The organism is Streptomyces sp. NPDC002144, assembly GCF_053593695.1.
On sequence record NZ_JBSFDB010000023.1, the window covers coordinates 58,924 to 76,189 of the forward strand.

A 17,266-nucleotide genomic window follows, 5' to 3' on the forward strand; every position below is an offset into this window, starting at 1 on the left:
CGTGGATCTCAGCGACGTCGAGCCCAACACTCGGCGCGGCGGCGATCTGCGCGCCATGCTCACCCCCAACACGGTCGGCTCCACCAGCGGTTTCATGGGCGTGGCCATCGTGCAGCCCGGCGACCGCATCGGTGAGCACTACCACCCGTACTCCGAGGAGTTCGTGTACGTCGTCTGCGGTCAGCTGGAAGTCGACCTCGACGGCGAACCGCACCCGCTGCGGCCCGAGCAGGGGCTGATGATCCCCATCAACATGCGCCACCGCTTCCGCAACGTCGGCAAGGTGGAGGCCCGGATCGTCTTCCACCTCGGGCCGCTCGCGCCGACGCCGCCCCTCGGCCACGTCGACACCGAGGAGACCCCCGCCGCCGTCGGGGTCCACGACCGACAGCAGGTCCATTCATGAGCCGGCGGGTGGCGGTCACCGGCATAGGCATCGTCGCACCCGGCGGCATCGGAGTGCCGGCGTTCTGGGACCTGCTGGCGGCCGGGCGCACCGCGACGCGCGGCATCACCTTCTTCGACCCGGCGGGCCTGCGCTCCCGGATCGCCGCCGAGTGCGACTTCGACCCGGCCGCCCACGGACTGGACGCCGAGGAGACCGCGCGCAACGACCGCTACATCCAGTTCGCCCTGGCCGCCGGGGACGAGGCGGTGCGCGACGCCGGTCTCGACCTGGACCGGGAGAACCCCTGGCGGGTCGGGGTCTCCCTGGGCACCGCGGTGGGCGGGACCACCCGTCTGGAGCACGACTACGTGCTCGTCAGCCACCACGGCGAGCGCTGGGACGTCGACCCCCGCGAGGCCGAACCGCATCTGCACCGGGCCTTCTCGCCCAGCACGCTGGCCTCGGCGGTGGCCGAGCGGTTCATGGCGCGCGGGCCGGTGCAGACCGTCTCCACGGGCTGCACCTCGGGCCTGGACGCGGTCGGCTACGCCTTCCACACCATCGAGGAGGGCCGGGCCGATGTGTGCATCGCGGGCGCCTCGGACTCGCCGATCTCCCCGATCACCATGGCCTGCTTCGACGCCATCAAGGCCACGTCGCCCAACAACGACGACCCGGCCCACGCCTCCCGGCCCTTCGACGCCCACCGCGACGGCTTCGTCATGGGCGAGGGCGGCGCCGTACTGGTCCTGGAGGAGCTCGAACACGCCCGGGCGCGGGGCGCCCACGTGTACTGCGAGCTGGCCGGCTACGCCACCTTCGGCAACGCCTACCACATGACGGGGCTGACCAAGGAGGGCCTGGAGATGGCCCGGGCGATCGACACCGCCCTGATCCACGCCCGCCTCGACCCCACGGCGATCGACTACGTCAACGCCCACGGGTCCGGCACCCAGCAGAACGACCGCCACGAGACCGCGGCGGTCAAACGGGCCCTGGGACAGCACGCCTACGCCACGCCGATGAGCTCCATCAAGTCCATGGTGGGCCACTCCCTCGGCGCGATCGGCGCGATCGAGGTCGTCGCCTGTGTGCTGGCCCTGGCCCATCAGGTCGTCCCGCCCACCGCCAACTACGAGACGCCGGACCCCGAGTGCGATCTGGACTACGTGCCACGCGTCGCACGCGAACGGAAGCTGACCAGCGTGCTGTCCGTGGGCAGCGGGTTCGGCGGCTTCCAGTCCGCGGTGGTGCTGACCCGGCCGAGGGAGAGGACACGATGAGCGAACCGTATCCACGGCGCGCGGCCGTCACCGGCATCGGTGTGGTGGCGCCCAACGGAACCAGCGCCGAGTCCTTCTGGAAGTCCACCCGCGAGGGCATCAGCGTCCTCGACCGGGTCACCCGCGAGGGCTGCGGGCACCTGCCGATGCGGGTGGCCGGCGAGGTCCGCGACTTCGACGCGCCGGCGGCGGTCGAGGAACGCTTCCTCGTCCAGACCGACCGCTTCACCCACTTCGCCATGGCGGCGGCCGACCGCGCCCTGGACGACGCCGAGTTCGGCCCCGCCGACCAGGGCGGGAGTCCGTTCTCCGTGGGCGTGGTCACCGCGGCCGGCTCCGGCGGCGGCGAGTTCGGCCAGCGGGAGCTGCAGCAACTGTGGGGCAAGGGCAGCCGGTTCGTCGGCCCGTACCAGTCCATCGCCTGGTTCTACGCCGCCAGCACCGGCCAGATCTCCATCCGCCGGGGCTTCAAGGGCCCCTGCTCGGTGGTCGCCGCCGACGAGGCCGGCGGCCTCGACGCCCTCGCGCACGCGGCCCGGGCGGTACGGCGCGGCACCGACACGATCGTGGCCGGCGCGACCGAGGCCCCGCTGGCCCCCTACTCGGGGGTCTGCCAGCTCGGTTACCAGGAGCTGAGCACCGAGGCCGACCCGGACCGCGCCTACCGGCCCTTCACCGCCCAGGCCTGCGGTTTCGTGCCAGCCGAGGGCGGCGCGATGCTCGTCGTGGAGGACGAGCGCACGGCCCGGGAGCGGGGCGCACGGGTCCGTGCCCTGGTCGCGGGACACGCGGCGACCTTCACCGGCGCCTCCCGCTGGGAGGAGTCCCGGCACGGGCTCGCGCACGCCGTCGCCGGCGCCCTGGACGAGGCCGGCTGCGCCCCCGAGGAGATCGACGCCGTCTTCGCCGACGCCCTCGGCATCCCCGAGGCCGACCGCGCCGAGGCACTCGCGATCACCGACGCGCTCGGCGCCCACGGCCGGCGCGTGCCGGTCACCGCGCCCAAGACAGGCATCGGCCGCGGCTACTGCGCGGCGCCCGTCCTGGACAGCGCCGCGGCCGTGCTCGCCCTGGAGCACGGCATCCTCCCGCCCACCCCCAACGTCTACGACGTCTGCCACGACCTCGACCTCGTGACCACCCGCGCCCGCGCCGTCGAACTGCGCACGGTGCTGGTCCTCAGCCGGGGGCTCATGGGATCGAACTCGGCGCTCGTGCTGCGGCGCGGCGCCGCCGACGCCTCCTGACGAGGCGCCACCCAGCGAAGGAAGAGAGGAACCGCATGAGTGACCGCATCACCGTGGACGAACTGGCCGAGCTGATGAAGAAGGCCGCCGGCGTCACCGTCGCCCCCGAGGAGCTGCAGCAGCGCCGCGACTCCGGGTTCGACACCTTCGGCATCGACTCGCTCGGACTGCTCGGCGTGGTCGGAGAGCTGGAGAACCGCTACGGCGCTCCGCTGCCCCCCGACGCGGAGCGCTGCAAGAGCCCCCGCGAGTTCCTCGACCTCGTCAACAGCAGCCTGGTGGCAGGAGCCTGACATGCCCGGACACACCCAGAACGAGATCACCGTCGCCGCGCCGCTGGACCTGGTCTGGGACATGACCAACGACGTGGCGAACTGGCCGAACCTGTTCACCGAGTACGCCTCGGCGGAGATCCTCTCCGTCGAGGGGAACAAGACCACGTTCCGTCTCACCATGCACCCGGACGACAACGGCAAGGTCTGGAGCTGGGTCTCGGAACGGGAGACCGACCGCGGGGGCCTCACCGTGCGCGCCCGCCGCGTGGAGACCGGGCCCTTCGCCCACATGAACATCCTGTGGACCTACGAGCAACTGCCCCAGGGTGTGCGGATGGTGTGGACGCAGGACTTCGCGATGAAGCCCGACGCCCCGGTCGACGACGACTGGATGACGGACAACATCAACCGCAACTCCAAGGTCCAGATGGCCCTCATCCGCGACCGCATCGAGAAGGCGGCGGCCGAGCAGGGCTTCACCCCGGGCCTGACCGACTGATCCGCCGCATGGCAGGAAGGACAGACCGATGCACCAGGCCCTGATCGTGGCCCGTATGGCACCGGGCTCCGCCCCGGACATCGCCAAGGTGTTCGCCGAGTCCGACCGGGGGGAGCTGCCGCACCTGGTCGGGGTCGCCCGGCGCAGCCTCTTCCAGTTCGGTGACGTGTACCTGCATCTCATCGAGTCCGAGCGGGACCCCGGGCCGGCCATCGCCAAGGTGACCGGACACCCCGAGTTCCGTGACGTCAGCGAGCGGCTGGCGGCGTACGTCAGCGCGTACGACCCCGAGACCTGGCGCTCGCCGAAGGACGCGATGGCGAACCGCTTCTACCTCTGGGAGCGGGACGCCACCGCCTGAGACCGTCCGCTGCCACCGGCCGAAGGACCCGGCGACCGGTGGCAGCGGACGTTTGTGAGGGCCGTTCACCCCGGCACGTGGCAGTCGAACGCGTGCAGATAGGGGTTGACCGGACTGATGCCGTCGACGACCAGCCCGGCGGCGGTCAGCCGTCCGACCATGCTGTCGGTGGTGTGCTTCGCCCCGCCGACGTTGAGCAGCAGCAACAGGTCCATCGCGGTGCTGAACCGCATCGACGGGGTGTCGTCGACGAGGTTCTCGATCACCACGACCCGCGTACCCGGCCCACCGGCCTCGATGACGTTGCGCAGGGTGCGGGCGGTGCTGTCGTCGTCCCACTCCAGGATGTTCTTGATGATGTAGACGTCGGCCCGCACCGGCACGGCCTCCCGGACGTCACCGGGAACGATCCGCACCCGGCCGGCCAGATCGCCGCCCGGCCGCAGCCGCGCCACCGCGTTCTCCACCACCCGGGGCAGGTCCAGCAGACTGCCCTGCATCGACGGGTACTTGTCGAGCAGGCTCGCCACCACATGGCCCTGCCCGCCGCCGATGTCCGCCATCGACGTGCTGCCGGACAGGTCCAGCAGCGCCGCCACGTCCCGCGCCGACTGCTCGCTGGAGGTGGTCATCGCCCGGTTGAAGACGTCCGCGGACTCCGGGGCGTCCTCGTTGAGGTACGGGAAGAACTCCTTGCCGTACAGCTCCTGTACGACGTTCTTCCCCGTGCGCACCGCCTCGTCCAGCTTGGGCCAGGCGTCCCAGGTCCACGGCTCGGTGCACCACAGGGCGATGTAACGCAGGCTGTTCGGGTCGTCCTCGCGCAGCAGCCGGGACATCTCGGTGTGCGCGAAGGTGCCGTCCGGCCGTTCGGCGAAGACGCCATAGCAGGACAGGGCCCGCAACAGCCGTCGCAGCGGACGGGGTTCGGTCTTCACCGCGGCCGCCAGGTCCTCCACGGACATGGGGTCGTCACCGAGCGCGTCGGGCACGCCCAGCCGGGCGGACGCGCGGAGGGCGGCGGCACACGCCGCCCCGAACACGAGTTCCCTCAGCCGCATCGGCGGCGGTGGGGCGGTCTGTGCGGTCGTCATGCGCCGCCTGCCTTCCTTGGTGTGATGGGGGTTGCGACGGGGGAGCGGGGCCCGCTCAGCACAGGCCCGCGGGCTTGGACGCCCGGCAGGTGTTGCTCTCGAAGGTGTTGCCCTTGCCGAGGTCGGAGTTGACCAGGTCGGCGGGCGCGTTGCCGGACAGGCGGTTGCCGGTGATCCGGTTGTCGTCGCTGGTGGTGCCGACGAAGCTCTTGAACAGCACGATGCCACCCGACAGCGGGGAGGTGCCGGCGTTGTCGCGGATCTCGTTGTTCGCGACCAGGGTCTTCTCGGCGCCGGTCAGGACGATGCCGGAGCCCTGCAGGGCGGGCAGCCGGGCGGTCTTCGGGCAGGACTTGTTGTTGGCGACGATGCGGTTCTGACGCACGGTGAGGTCCCCGGCCTTGGGCTTGTTCTCGTCGCCGACGACGAACACGCCCACGCAGTTGCCGGTGAGGTAGTTGCGGTCGACGTGCAGGTCGCGCAGCCGGCGCACGGTCACGCCGACGCGGTTGCCCTGCAGCCGGTTGCGCACCACCCGGGTGCCCTCGGTGTCCGTGGCGCCCTTCTCGGCCGTGATCGTGTTGGCGAGGAAGATGCCCGCGTCGCCGCTGCCGCTGACGGTGTTGCCCCGCAGCACGCTGCGGACCGAACGCTCCTGGGCGATGCCCCAGACCCCGTTGTTCAGCGCGGACACGTTACGCACCGTCAGACCGTCGGTGCCCATGGCGAAGACACCGCTGCCGGTGAAGCCGCCGACCGTCAGGGAGGCGACGGTGACGCCCTTGAGGCTGCGGTCCTTGGCGCCCACGACGCAGATGCCGTTGCCCTTCTCGGAGCAGCGGTCGCCGGCCTTCTTGGTGCCCGGCTCGATCACCGTCTGCCGGCCCACGCCGCGCAGGGTGATGTAGGCCGTCGTCACCTTGACGCTCTCGTGGTAGACGCCGGGCAGCACCAGGACGGTGTCGCCGGGCCGGGCGGCGTCCACCGCCTTCTGGATGGACTCTCCCGGACGGACCGTTTGGATCATGTGGCCGGCGGCCGACGGGGCGGCACCGAGGCCCGTCCCGACGATCGCGGCGGTGCACGCCAGATAGGCGATATGGAGTTTCTTCATATTCGGCACGTTATGCCCAACTTATTTACGGACCGGGCGGATAGGCCGTTCGGTGGCGTGTCCCGGCGGGCCGTTCCTTTGCTCCCGCTGAGCCCTTTCTTTGGCAGGAGCGGGTGTGGGCGTCGGGCGCCGTACATTTTCGGCCACTGCCATGTCGGTGCACGGTCCGCAGACCTTCCTGCGCCCGCACGGCTTTGAGGAGAGGCACCATGCCACGAGGTCCCGTCCGTCCCGCCCGCACCGTCACCGCTGCGGCCGCCGCCGTCGGCGCGCTCACCGTCACCGCCGCCGCACCGGCCGCGGCCCACCCCGCCACGGCGCGGCACGTCCTGCTCCTGTCCGTCGACGGCCTGCACCAGTCCGACCTCGCCTGGTACGTCGCCCAGCATCCCGACTCCGCGCTGGCCCGGCTCGCCGCCGGGGGAGTGGAGTACACCCACGCCAGAACGACCGTCCCCTCCGACTCCTTCCCCGGCATGGTCGGCCAGGTCACCGGCGGCGACCCCGGTGTCACCGGCGTCTACTACGACGACACCTACAGCAACGCCCTGCTGCCGGCCGGCACCACCAGCTGCGCGGGCGTCAAGCCCGGCGTCGAGGTCGACCTCACCGAGGACCTCGACAAGAACAAGGACTCCATCGACGCGGGCCAGGGCCTCAGCGGTCTGCCCGGCAGCATCCTGAAGATGACCGGGAAGGCCGCGAGCCTCATCGACCCGTCGAAGCTGCCGGTCGACCCCAAGACCTGCAAGCCGGTCTACCCGCACGCGTACCTGAAGGTGAACACGGTCTTCGACGTGGCCCGCAAGGCCGGTCTGCGTACCGCCTGGTCCGACAAGCACGTCGCCTACGAGATCCTCGGCGGCCCCTCCGGCAAGGGCATCCAGGACCTGTTCGCCCCCGAGATCAACAGCACCGCCATCGGCTACCCGGCGGGCGAGGACTGGACCAAGGACAACGCGGCCACCGAGCAGTACGACGGCTACAAGGTGCAGGCGGTCCTCAACGAGATCGACGGCTACGACCACGGCCGCACCCACAAGGTCGGCACCCCCGCGGTGTTCGGCATGAACTTCCAGTCCGTCTCGACCGCCCAGAAACTGCCCGCCTCCGACGGCCTGACCGGCGGCTACACGAGCAAGGGCGTGCCCGGCCCGCTGCTGGCGAAGAACCTCGCCTACGTCGACCGGCAGATCGGCGCCTTCCTCGGCGAGCTCCGCAAGCGCCACCTCGCCTCCAGCACCACGGTGATCCTGTCCTCCAAGCACGGACAGTCGCCCACCGACCCCTCGGCGCTCACCCGCATCGACGACGGTCCCCTCCTCGACGGCCTCAACGCCGCATGGAAGAGCGCCCACCCGGGCGCGGGAGACCTCGTCGCCCACGCCGTCGACGACGACGCCATGCTTCTGTGGCTCACCGACCGCTCTCAGGCCGCCACCGACTTCGCCAAGGCCTATCTGCTCGCCCAGTCGGGCACCGGCAACGGCATCGACGGCAAGGCCAAGCCCTTCACGGCCGACGGTCTGAAGACCGTGTACGCGGGAGCGGCCGCCGCCCACTACTTCCACGTCAAGCCCGGCGACTCCCGGGTGCCCGACCTGTTCGGCATCAGCCAGTACGGCGTCGTCTACACCGGCGGCAAGAAGAAGATCGCCGAGCACGGAGGCGCCCACGCCGACGACCTCGACGTCCCCCTGGTCGTGTCCGGAGCCGCGACGCCGCACGGCGTCCGCGTCAACCGTCCGGTGCGCACCACGCAGATCGCCCCGACGATCCTGCGTCTGCTCGGTCTGGACCCGCGCTCCCTGGACGCCGTCCGCATCGAGCACACCCCCGCGCTCTGACCTGTCCGATTCCTGTCGGACGCGCCCGCTGGGTCTTTGAGGAACCTCAGCGCGCGAATAGAGCAAGAATGGCCACTTATGTCCAAGAAAGCGGTCACAGCGGGTGGTCAACCGATGTCGCGACGGTGACCCTCGACCGCGACGGCACCGTCACGGGCTGGAGCGAGGGTGCGCGGCGGCTGCTCGGCCGTCGCGCACCCGAGGTCGTGGGACGCGCCGCCGCCGAACTGCTCCTCGCCCCGGGAGACTCCCGGGGCGAGCGGTCTCGCGCTCCTCGGCTCCGATGAGTGGAGCGGGACGGCGGCGCTGCGGCACCGGGACGGTCACCGCGTCGACGTGACCCTGCACGCCCATCCGTCGCTGGACCGCGACGGCAGGCCGCAGGGGTTCGTGGTGACCGTCGGCACCTCGTCCGCGGCTTCGGAACGCGACCGGAGGATGGTGGAGTGGGCGTTCGACCAAGCGTCGGTCGGCTTCTCCGCCCACAGCACGGCCTCCGGCTCCTGGCACCTCAACACGGCCGCCGCCGAGGAGGACGCGGCGGGTGCCGAGGGCGGCGACGGCGAGGAGGGCTTCCTGCGCTGTGTGCGCCGCGTCGCCGAGGAGGGCAGGCCGATGCGGTACGAGCGCGTCGTCCCGGAGCCCGCCTCCGCACCCGTCCGGCGCCGTGCCTGGGTCATCGAGCTGTGGCCGGTGCGGGACCCCGCCACCGGCGAGGTCGTCGGCGTCGGCACCGCCGCCTTTGACAGCAGCGAGCAGCACGCGGCCCGGGAGCGGCAGGCGTTGCGGCAGGAGGCCGGCGCCTGCGTCGGCACCACCCTGAACGTCACCCGCACCGCCCAGGAACTCGCCGACCTCGCCGTCCCGCGCCTCGCCGACACCTACCTGGGGCTGATCGCCGCCGACACGACCCTCACCCTGCCGTTCACGGTGATCGTGCTGCGGCCCGTACTGCGCGGTGTGCAGCCGGAGTTGGAGGAGGCCGCGCAGATCGACGGGTGCGGACTGCCGGCGTGCTGCTCGGGTGGCCCTGCCGTTGATGGTGCCCGGCGTGGTCGCGGCGGCCGGACTGTCCTTCCTGATCGCCTGGGGGGAGTTCCTCTTCGGCCTCACCGTCGCCGGAGGCCCGGACGTCCAGTCGGTCACCGTGCTGCTCAACTCCTTCGTGGGACAGCACGGCACGTCCTGGGGCGCCCTGATGGCCACCGCCACCCTCATCAGCGTCCCGGTGGTCTGCGTCTTCGCCCTCTTCCAGCGCTTCATCGTCGGCGGTCTCATGACGGGCGGTGTGCGGGGCTGACGACGGACGCCGGTGCGAAGGTCACCTCGGCGGTGGCGTGCCGGGCCTCGCGGGGACCGGCGACGCGCAGACCGGCCCCGTCGTCGGTGGGGGAGCCGTCGGCCAGGAGGTGCTCGCCGGCGAACGCGGGGCGGTGCAGCCGGTAGGACAGGGACCGCACCTGCCGGTTGGGAGCACGGCTGCGGACGAGTTCGAGCCAGTGCAGGAAGTGCAGCCGCTGCCACAGCGGTGGCAGCGCGTCACCGGACTTCGCGGCCGACCAAGAGGGGCGTCCTCGTCCGTGACCGGGGCGGGCGTCCAGGACGCGACGTGCGGGGCGAGCGGGGTCGTCATGGTCCCCGTGTCCCCGTCACCCGAATGCGGAGGTGTGTGCGCCCGGCCCCCTTCATGATCGTCGCTTATCTTCGCCAGGACACCGACATCCGGAGTGACCATGGTGAGAACGGATGAACTGGTCGACGGCGTGGTCGCGACGGCCGCTCCCCCCGCTCGCCGCCTGCCGCCGCCGTCGGTCGTGATCGGGGCGGCGACGGCGGCCGCGCTGGTCGCGGTGGTGCTGACCCTGACGCAGACCCGGTGGCTGAGCGGGCCCGCCTTCGCCGCCTGGCGGACCGTGTGCCTCGCCATCACCGTGCAGGCGCTGCCCTTCCTCATCCTAGGCACGGTCCTGTCCGGCGCGATCAACGCCTTCGTACCGGCGGACCTGTTCACCCGGGTACTGCCCCGGCGCCCCGCGCTCGCCGTTCCGGTGGCCGGCGCGGCGGGCGCGGTCCTGCCGGGCTGCGAGTGCGCCTCGGTGCCCGTCGCGAACAGCCTCATCCGACGGGGTGTCACCCCGGCCGCCGCCTTCGCGTTCCTGCTCTCCGCGCCCGCGATCAACCCCGTCGTGCTGACCGCCACCGCCGTCGCCTTCCCCGGAAATCCCGCGATGGTCGCCGCCCGGCTGCTGGCCTCGCTGGCCACCGCCGCCGTGATGGGCTGGCTGTGGCTCTGGCTGGGCCGGGAGGAGTGGCTGCGGCCCGCAGTACGGCACGGCGGCCATCACGCCGGGCACAGCCGCTGGCGGGAGTTCCGTCTCGGTTTCCAGTACGACTTCCTGCACGCCGGGGGCTTCCTCGTGCTCGGCGCGATGGCCGCCGCCACCTTCAACGTCGCCGTGCCGCGAGCGGTGCTGGACACCTTCTCGGGTTCGCCCTGGCTGTCGGTGCTCTTCCTGACCGGGCTCGCCGTCGTCCTCGCGGTGTGCTCGGAGGCCGACGCCTTCGTCGCCGCCTCGCTCACCGGGTTCTCGCCCGTCGCCCGGCTCGCGTTCCTGGTGGTGGGCCCGATGGTCGACCTGAAGCTGATCTCCCTTCAGGCGGGCACCTTCGGCCGTGCGTTCGCCTGGCGCTTCTCCACCGCCACGGTCGTCGTGGCGGTCGCCGCGAGCGCGCTGACCGGAGGCGTCCTGCTGTGAAACGCCACGCCCAGACACTGCTGCTGGTCCTGACCGGAGCGGGACTGCTGCACGTCTCCCTCCTCACCGACCTCTACCTGCGCTACGTCAAGGAGGGCCTGCGACCCGTCCTGATCGTCTCCGGCGTCACCCTGCTCCTGCTCGGCCTCGCGAGCGCGGTCCTGGACCGGGATCACACCCACGACGAGGGCCACGCCCACGGCCACGACCACTCCCGGGCACCCCGCGTCGCCTGGCTGCTGTTCCTCCCCGCGCTCAGCCTGCTCCTCTACGTCCCACCGGCCCTCGGCGCGTACACGGCGGCGCGGACCAACGGCAAGGCGGTCACGGTGCACAAGGGCTTCGACCCGCTGCCCGCGACCTCCCCGCTGCCCATGACGCTCACCGACTTCACCACCCGGGTGCAGCAGGACCGGGGTCTCGCCATCCGGCACCGCACCGTGCAGATGACCGGCTTCGTCACCCCGGCCGCGCACGGCGGCGGCTGGTACCTGACCCGGATCATCTTCACCTGCTGCGCCGCGGACTCCCAGACCGTCAAGGTCCGGATGTACGGGGGAGCCGTGCCGCCCGCCAACACCTGGCTGGCGGTGACCGGGACCTGGCACCCGAAGGGCAGCCTGGGCACCGGGTCGGCGGAGGCCGCTCTCGACGTCGGCGGGACGCGGCGCATCGCCCCGCCGGTCAACGCCTACACCGACGATCTGCCCCTCACCCCCTCCTGACCCGGTTGCGGGTTATGCCCGGCCTCCGGCGGGTTACCCGCCCCGTCGGAGAGCGAGCGCGCCCGGCGCTCGCCGGGACGCAGGGAAGGCGGTTGAAGCAAGCATGCCGCACGCACAGTCGAGCACCGCCGGGAACGCCCCACGAAGCTGCCCGGGCCTGCCCGTTGCCGCGGCGGCCGCCGCGGCGCTCCTGGTCGTGACGGCCTGCAGCGGTTCGGGGGGCTCCACGGGGGACGGCGGGCGGGGGAACGACGCGCAGCACGACGGGCTCACCGTCTCGCCCGCGTCCGACAGCAGGTCCGTCGCCGTGAACCGGAAGGTGACCGTACGCGCCGGTGACGGCAGGATCACCTCCGTCAAGGTCACCGCGCAGGGCCCCGGCGATCTGAAGGGGACCTTCTCCGGCGACAAGGACACCTGGACGTCCGACGGGCAGCTCGCACCCGGCGTCACCTACACGGTGCGCGCCCGCGCCACCGGATCCGACGGAAAGCAGCTCACCAGGAACGCCATCTTCACCACCGCCGAAGCGCCCAGGTCGAAGACGTTCGTCGGCGAATACCACCCGGACAAGGGCACCACCGTCGGCGTGGCCATGCCGGTCTCCATCGTCTTCAACAAGCCGATCCACGACCGGGCGGCCGTCGAACGCCACCTCCAGGTCACCTCCATCCCCTCCGTGCAGGGTGCCTGGCACTGGATGACCGACCGCGACGGCCGGGACCGCGTCGACTTCCGGCCCGAGAAGTACTGGAAGCCCGGCACCGACGTCACCCTGCGCATGTCCCTCGACGGCGTGCGGGCCGGCGGACTGTACGGCGTTCAGAACCGGGTCGTGAACTTCCGTATCGGTGACGCGGTGACCACGACCGTCGACACCGCGGCCAAGACGATGACGGTCTCCGAGAACGGCAGGAAGCTGCGCACCCTGCCCGTCTCCGCGGGCAAGAAGGGCTTCGAGACCTGGAACGGCACCATGGTCGTCCTGGAGAAGACGCCCACCATCCGCATGAACTCCCGCACGGTGAGCATCTTCGGGCCCGAGGCCTACAACCTCGGCTCGGTGAAGTGGGACGTCCGGCTCACCCCCTCGGGCACCTTCGTGCACGCCGCCCCCTGGAACGAGGGCAAGTTCGGCCGGATCAACGGCAGCCACGGCTGCATCGGCATGAGCACCGCCGACGCCAAGTGGTTCTACGGCCACGTCCACACCGGCGACCCGGTCACGGTGGTCAACTCCAAGGACGCGGTCGCCGCCAACAACGGCTACGGCGACTGGAACGTCGACTGGGCGACCTGGCAGTCGGGCAGCGCCCTGCGGTGACACCAACCCGCACACCAAATTCCTGTGTTGGATTCTGACCGGACTCTTCCTTGGAAGCGTGCGTTCCTGTAGCCATGTGCGCGGAGGTGTTCGCCTCCGTCGGATCCGAGGCCGGGAGAGCGCATGCTCCAGTCCGTCCGGCGCCGCGCCCTGTCCTGGGGCGGCGCGACAGTGAGTGCCCTGGTGCTGTGTCTGTCCGGCCTGACGCCGGTGCCCGCAGCCGCCGACGACAACGTTGCCACCACCGTCACGGTCGACGACTCCGTCCAGGGAAGCGGCCGGGACCAGTTCGAGTACCACGGCTCCGGCTGGGGCCACGCCGCCGGGGAGGGCGCACCCGCCAACCCCTACCAGGGCACGAACAGTTGGACCGACCACACCGGTGACTCCGTCGGCTTCGCCTTCACCGGCACCCGGCTCACCCTGCACGCGGTGACCGACCCCGGGCACGGCATCGGCACCGTCTCCGTCGACGGCGGCACCCCGGCCGACGTCGACTTCTACAGCGCCACCCGCGCCGGCGACGCCACCGTGTGGACCAGCCCCACCCTCACGGACGGACCCCACACCTTCACCCTGGCCTGGACCGGCCGCAAGAACGCGGCCTCCAGCGGCACGGCCGTCACGGTCGACCGGATCGACTTCCTCGGCGAGGCACCCACGCCGGGCACCACCGACATCACCGTGAGCGGCTCCGGCACCGGCCGCACCTTCGACGGCATCGGCGCCATCAGCGGCGGCGGAGGCAACTCACGCCTCCTCATCAACTACCCCGAACCACAACGCGGCCAGATCCTCGACTACCTCTTCAAGCCCGGCTACGGCGCCTCCCTGCACCTGCTCAAGGTGGAGATCGGCGGGGACACCAACTCCACCGACGGCTCCGAACCCAGCATCGAGCACACCCGGGGCACCGTGCACTGCGACAGCGGCTACGAGTGGTGGCTGATGGAACAGGCCAAGAAGCGCAACCCGCACATCAAGCTCTACGGCCTCGCCTGGGGCGCCCCCGGCTGGATCGGCAACACCGGCGACACCCCTGGCGGGGGGAACTTCTGGTCCCAGGACACGATCGACTACCTGACCGCCTGGCTCGGCTGCGCCCGCCAACACGGCCTGGACATCGACTATCTGGGCGGCTGGAACGAACGCGGCTACGACACGGCCTGGTACGAGAAACTGCACACCGCGCTCGCCGCCCGCCACCTGCCCGTGCGGATCGTGGCCGCCGACTCGGGCCTGGACGTCGCCGACGACATCGTCAAGGACCAGCAGTTCGCCGACTCCGTCGACGTCGTAGGCGTCCACTACCCCTGCGAGGGCGGCGACGGCGGCACCGCGAACACCTGCTACAGCTCCGACAACGCCCAGGCCACCGGTAAACCCCTGTGGGCCAGCGAGAACGGCTCCCTCGACGAGAACACCGGCGCCGGCGCGCTGATCCGCTCCATCACCCGGGGCTACCTCGACGGCAGGTTCACCGCCTACCTCAACTGGCCCCTGCTGGCGGCCGTCTACCCCAACCTGCCCTACGGCACCGTCGGCCTCGCGGTCGCCAACCAGCCCTGGTCCGGGGCCTACGACCTCGGCACCAGTCTGTGGACCACCGCCCAGGTCACCCAAGTCACCCGCCCCGGCTGGACGTTCGTCGACCAGGCCAGCGGCTACCTCGGCGGCGACCGCACCAACGGCAGTTACGTCACGCTGAAACCGGCCGACAACTCCGCGTACAGCACCATCGTGGAGACCTCCACCGCCGGCAGCGCCCAGACGGCAGACTTCACCGTCGGCGGCGGACTGCCCACCGGCACGGTCCACATCTGGGCCACCGACCTCGCCCCCGGCGGACGCGGCTTCGTGCACACAGGTGACGTCACCCCGAAGGACGGGCACTTCTCGGTCACGCTCCAGCCCGGCCACGTCTACTCCCTGACCACCACCACCGGCCAGGGCCACGGCACGGCTGCCGGCCCGCCCCAGGGCCACCTGGCGCTGCCGTACCGCGACTCCTTCGAGCAGCACACGCCCGGGCGGGAGGCGACGTACCTCTCCGACATGCAGGGCGCCTTCGAGACCGTGCCCTGCCGGGGACGCAAGGGGCGGTGCGTGCGGCAGATGGCCGCCGAGAAACCCATCGAATGGCAGGACGACAGCGACGCCTTCGCCCTCCTCGGCGACACCGACTGGCAGGACTACACGGTCAGTTCGGACGTCTACCTCGAACAGCCCGGCACCGTCGAGCTCATCGGCCGGGCGGGCCCGCAGCAGCGGCCCCAGTCCCACCAGGCCGGCTACTTCCTGCGGGTCTCCGACACCGGCACGTGGTCCGTGGTCAAGAGCGACACCGGCGGACGGCTGACCACCCTGGCCGACGGCACCACCCGCGCTCTGGGCACCCGTCGCTGGCACAACCTGGCCCTCGGCTTCAGCGGCACCACCATCACCGCGAGTGTCGACGGCCGCCGGATCGGCGCGGTGGACGACTCCGCGTACCGGGCCGGACAGGTCGGCCTCGGCGTGGTCGGCTACCAGACCGACGAGTTCGACAACCTCGGCGTCACCCCCGTACGCGACGCGGCCGCACCGCCGGCCACACTGAAGGCCGCCCTGCCCGAGACCGTCCAGCGAGGCGAGTCGGCGACCCTCACGACCACCTTCACGCTCCCGGCCAAGGGCGGAGCGGCCACCGGCCTCACCCTCACACCCGGCACCCCGGCGGGCTGGAAGGCCGCCGCGACCACCCCCGTCACCTTCTCCGAGGTCGCCCCCGGACACTCGGTCACGGCACGCTGGACGGTCACCGCCCCCACGGCCGCCGACACCCCCGTCATCAACACCTTCTCCCCGTCGGCCACCTACACACGGGACGGCGTACGGCACTGGACCTACGGCGCGGCGAGCACCCGGGTGCCGATCCCGCCACCCACCGGAAGCCCGTACCTGAGCGACCTGTCGTTCGTCTCCAGCAGCAACGGCTGGGGGCCCGTGGAACGCGACCGCTCCAACGGCGAGCAGGCGGCAGGCGACGGGCAGCCGATCACCCTCAGGGGTACCGCACACGCCAAGGGACTCGGCGTGCACGCCGACAGTGACGTGGCCTTCTACCTCGGCGGCAACTGCACCCGGCTCACCGCCACCGTCGGCATCGACGACGAGGTCGCCCCGTACGGCTCGGTCACCTTCGGTGTCGTCGCCGACGGCCGCACCCTCACCACCACCCCCGTCCTGACCGGCACTTCGGCGGCCACGCCGCTGGACGTCGACGTCAGCGGCGTGCAGGAGCTGCACCTGGTGGTCCAGGACGGCGGGGACGGCAACGCCCACGACCACGCGGACTGGGCCGACGCCCGGCTCACGTGCGGGAGCTGACCGTGGTACGCCACAACTCCCTCGCCTCGGCTGCCGCGCCCGGTGCGGCCAGCAGCAACGGCTCGTCGTAGGCGGGGAGTCGTGGCATCGCCACCGCGCCGGCCTCCGTCGCGATGAGAAGTGCGGGCAGGCCGTCCACCGGGTGGAACTCGCCGATCGCCGCCGCGGTGGCGCGGCCGGCCGCGACCTGGACCAGGGACAGCGCGGTGGAGCCCATCACCCGGACCGTGCAGTGGCGGGCCGCCAGCTCGGCCAACAGGGCGTCCTGACCGGGCCAGTGGGCGTGGGCGGCCCACTCGGTCATGAACACGTGCCCGGTGAGGGTGGTGTGATCCGCCGCCCGGATCGGAGTTCCGTCGAGGTGCGCGCCCCTGCCCGAGGCGGCCGTGAAGATCTCGCGCCGCCAGGGGTCCGCCACCACGCCCAGCAGCGGGCTGCCGTCCGGTTCCGCAAGGCCCAGCGAGAAGGAGCACCAGCCCAGGCCATGGGCGTAGTTGGTGGTTCCGTCCACCGGGTCGATCACCCAGTGCGGAGCGTGGAAGGAGCCCTCCTCGACGCCGTACTCCTCGCCGTCGATGCCCCAGCCGGGGAACTCCCGCCGCAGCACCGCCCGTACGTGCCGCTCCACGGCCTCGTCCGTGTCCGTGACGATGTCCGCGGGGCTCGCCTTCTGCCGTATCGGCCCTCCGGCGCCCGCGTCCGTCCCCCGGATCTTCTCCGACGCCCACTCGGCCAGCTCCACGGCCACCCGCAGAGCGCCGTTCAGGTCATGCCCGCCCACAGCTCTTCACCACCCCGATCACGTCCTTGGCGGTCACGATAGGCAGGGGTGGCGGTGCCGTCCGGGAGGCCCGCGGTGAACGGGAGCCGTATTCGGGGCGACAGTTCGGACGTGGCGTGGCAGGAACCCGACCGGACCCTGTGATCACATACAGCGTCGGCTCACGCGGGCCTTAATCGCCTTGCGGTAGAAGATTGCCGGCC

General features: G+C 71.6%; 17 protein-coding genes. 12 read left to right on the plus strand and 5 right to left on the minus strand.

Annotation, left to right across the window (positions count from 1 at the left end; genetic code table 11):
- Position 1: 1 nt before the first annotated feature.
- Genes ACWCQ1_RS30480 through ACWCQ1_RS30505 form a run of 6 tightly spaced genes read left to right on the plus strand, consistent with a single transcriptional unit; the run spans position 2 to position 4,053 of the window.
- Positions 2–406, plus strand: coding sequence for a cupin domain-containing protein (locus ACWCQ1_RS30480; RefSeq protein WP_133049369.1), 405 nt, complete (start codon positions 2–4; stop codon positions 404–406).
- Positions 403–1,671: a beta-ketoacyl-[acyl-carrier-protein] synthase family protein gene (locus tag ACWCQ1_RS30485; RefSeq protein ID WP_358602806.1), complete on the plus strand. Its 1,269-nt coding sequence runs from the start codon at positions 403–405 to the stop codon at positions 1,669–1,671. Before ACWCQ1_RS30480 ends, ACWCQ1_RS30485 begins: the two co-directional genes overlap by 4 nt.
- Positions 1,668–2,918 (plus strand): ketosynthase chain-length factor, encoded by a 1,251-nt coding sequence (locus ACWCQ1_RS30490; RefSeq protein ID WP_133049347.1) that lies wholly within the window; start codon positions 1,668–1,670, stop codon positions 2,916–2,918. Before ACWCQ1_RS30485 ends, ACWCQ1_RS30490 begins: the two co-directional genes overlap by 4 nt.
- Positions 2,919–2,953: 35 nt before the next feature.
- Positions 2,954–3,211, plus strand: a complete 258-nt coding sequence (locus ACWCQ1_RS30495; RefSeq protein ID WP_133049348.1) for an acyl carrier protein — start codon at positions 2,954–2,956, stop codon at positions 3,209–3,211.
- A gap of 1 nt (position 3,212) precedes the next feature.
- Positions 3,213–3,692 carry an SRPBCC family protein gene (locus ACWCQ1_RS30500; RefSeq protein ID WP_358602811.1) on the plus strand — a complete coding sequence of 160 codons (480 nt, stop codon included), beginning with the start codon at positions 3,213–3,215 and terminating at the stop codon, positions 3,690–3,692.
- A gap of 28 nt (positions 3,693–3,720) precedes the next feature.
- Entirely contained in the window at positions 3,721–4,053 is a 333-nt protein-coding gene (locus ACWCQ1_RS30505; RefSeq protein ID WP_133049350.1) for a TcmI family type II polyketide cyclase, read from the plus strand.
- A 65-nt stretch (positions 4,054–4,118) separates the two neighbouring features.
- Here ACWCQ1_RS30505 and ACWCQ1_RS30510 read toward each other — a convergent pair whose 3' ends face one another.
- Positions 4,119–5,147, minus strand: coding sequence for a methyltransferase (locus ACWCQ1_RS30510; RefSeq protein WP_133049351.1), 1,029 nt, complete (start codon positions 5,145–5,147; stop codon positions 4,119–4,121).
- A 55-nt stretch (positions 5,148–5,202) separates the two neighbouring features.
- Entirely contained in the window at positions 5,203–6,261 is a 1,059-nt protein-coding gene (locus tag ACWCQ1_RS30515; protein WP_133049352.1) for a right-handed parallel beta-helix repeat-containing protein, read from the minus strand.
- Between the two features lie 209 nt (positions 6,262–6,470).
- Between ACWCQ1_RS30515 and ACWCQ1_RS30520 the strand changes: the two genes are divergently transcribed.
- On the plus strand, positions 6,471–8,108 hold the full coding sequence (locus tag ACWCQ1_RS30520) for an alkaline phosphatase family protein (protein WP_451027826.1): 1,638 nt from the start codon (positions 6,471–6,473) through the stop codon (positions 8,106–8,108).
- 323 nt (positions 8,109–8,431) lie between these two features.
- Here ACWCQ1_RS30520 and ACWCQ1_RS30525 read toward each other — a convergent pair whose 3' ends face one another.
- Positions 8,432–8,923, minus strand: a complete 492-nt coding sequence (locus ACWCQ1_RS30525; RefSeq protein ID WP_358602816.1) for a hypothetical protein — start codon at positions 8,921–8,923, stop codon at positions 8,432–8,434.
- Between the two features lie 209 nt (positions 8,924–9,132).
- Between ACWCQ1_RS30525 and ACWCQ1_RS30530 the strand changes: the two genes are divergently transcribed.
- Positions 9,133–9,408, plus strand: a complete 276-nt coding sequence (locus ACWCQ1_RS30530) for an ABC transporter permease family protein (RefSeq protein ID WP_358602819.1) — start codon at positions 9,133–9,135, stop codon at positions 9,406–9,408.
- Here the strand turns inward: ACWCQ1_RS30530 and ACWCQ1_RS30535 are convergent.
- Positions 9,383–9,568 (minus strand): hypothetical protein, encoded by a 186-nt coding sequence (locus ACWCQ1_RS30535; protein WP_358602822.1) that lies wholly within the window; start codon positions 9,566–9,568, stop codon positions 9,383–9,385. The two genes, ACWCQ1_RS30530 and ACWCQ1_RS30535, sit on opposite strands and share 26 nt — an antisense overlap.
- A 273-nt stretch (positions 9,569–9,841) precedes the next feature.
- On the opposite strand from ACWCQ1_RS30535, the gene ACWCQ1_RS30540 reads away from it, so the two are divergent.
- The 4 genes from ACWCQ1_RS30540 to ACWCQ1_RS30555 all read left to right on the plus strand — a co-directional run bounded on the left by ACWCQ1_RS30540 (position 9,842) and on the right by ACWCQ1_RS30555 (position 16,282).
- A complete protein-coding gene (locus tag ACWCQ1_RS30540; RefSeq protein ID WP_133049355.1) occupies positions 9,842–10,864 on the plus strand; it encodes a permease in 1,023 nt (340 codons plus the stop codon).
- On the plus strand, positions 10,861–11,589 hold the full coding sequence (locus tag ACWCQ1_RS30545; protein WP_451027827.1) for a TIGR03943 family putative permease subunit: 729 nt from the start codon (positions 10,861–10,863) through the stop codon (positions 11,587–11,589). Before ACWCQ1_RS30540 ends, ACWCQ1_RS30545 begins: the two co-directional genes overlap by 4 nt.
- A 103-nt stretch (positions 11,590–11,692) precedes the next feature.
- The gene (locus tag ACWCQ1_RS30550) at positions 11,693–12,913 is read left to right on the plus strand and encodes a L,D-transpeptidase (protein WP_451027828.1); all 1,221 of its coding nucleotides are present in this window, start codon (positions 11,693–11,695) and stop codon (positions 12,911–12,913) included.
- A 123-nt stretch (positions 12,914–13,036) separates the two neighbouring features.
- Positions 13,037–16,282: an NPCBM/NEW2 domain-containing protein gene (locus ACWCQ1_RS30555; protein WP_451027829.1), complete on the plus strand. Its 3,246-nt coding sequence runs from the start codon at positions 13,037–13,039 to the stop codon at positions 16,280–16,282.
- On the opposite strand, the gene ACWCQ1_RS30560 is transcribed toward ACWCQ1_RS30555, so the two are convergent.
- Positions 16,266–17,063, minus strand: coding sequence for an inositol monophosphatase family protein (locus ACWCQ1_RS30560; RefSeq protein WP_451027830.1), 798 nt, complete (start codon positions 17,061–17,063; stop codon positions 16,266–16,268). The two genes, ACWCQ1_RS30555 and ACWCQ1_RS30560, sit on opposite strands and share 17 nt — an antisense overlap.
- Positions 17,064–17,266: the final 203 nt, after the last annotated feature.

Bases quoted from the DNA above. Each gene is read 5' to 3' on its own strand.
- ACWCQ1_RS30485 (WP_358602806.1), top strand. From the start codon at position 403: ATGAGCCGGCGGGTGGCGGTCACCGGCATAGGCATCGTCGCACCCGGC.
- ACWCQ1_RS30490 (WP_133049347.1), top strand. From the start codon at position 1,668: ATGAGCGAACCGTATCCACGGCGCGCGGCCGTCACCGGCATCGGTGTG.
- ACWCQ1_RS30495 (WP_133049348.1), top strand. From the start codon at position 2,954: ATGAGTGACCGCATCACCGTGGACGAACTGGCCGAGCTGATGAAGAAG.
- ACWCQ1_RS30500 (WP_358602811.1), top strand. From the start codon at position 3,213: ATGCCCGGACACACCCAGAACGAGATCACCGTCGCCGCGCCGCTGGAC.
- ACWCQ1_RS30505 (WP_133049350.1), top strand. From the start codon at position 3,721: ATGCACCAGGCCCTGATCGTGGCCCGTATGGCACCGGGCTCCGCCCCG.
- ACWCQ1_RS30510 (WP_133049351.1), bottom strand. From the start codon at position 5,147: ATGACGACCGCACAGACCGCCCCACCGCCGCCGATGCGGCTGAGGGAA.
- ACWCQ1_RS30515 (WP_133049352.1), bottom strand. From the start codon at position 6,261: ATGAAGAAACTCCATATCGCCTATCTGGCGTGCACCGCCGCGATCGTC.
- ACWCQ1_RS30520 (WP_451027826.1), top strand. From the start codon at position 6,471: ATGCCACGAGGTCCCGTCCGTCCCGCCCGCACCGTCACCGCTGCGGCC.
- ACWCQ1_RS30540 (WP_133049355.1), top strand. From the start codon at position 9,842: ATGGTGAGAACGGATGAACTGGTCGACGGCGTGGTCGCGACGGCCGCT.
- ACWCQ1_RS30550 (WP_451027828.1), top strand. From the start codon at position 11,693: ATGCCGCACGCACAGTCGAGCACCGCCGGGAACGCCCCACGAAGCTGC.
- ACWCQ1_RS30555 (WP_451027829.1), top strand. From the start codon at position 13,037: ATGCTCCAGTCCGTCCGGCGCCGCGCCCTGTCCTGGGGCGGCGCGACA.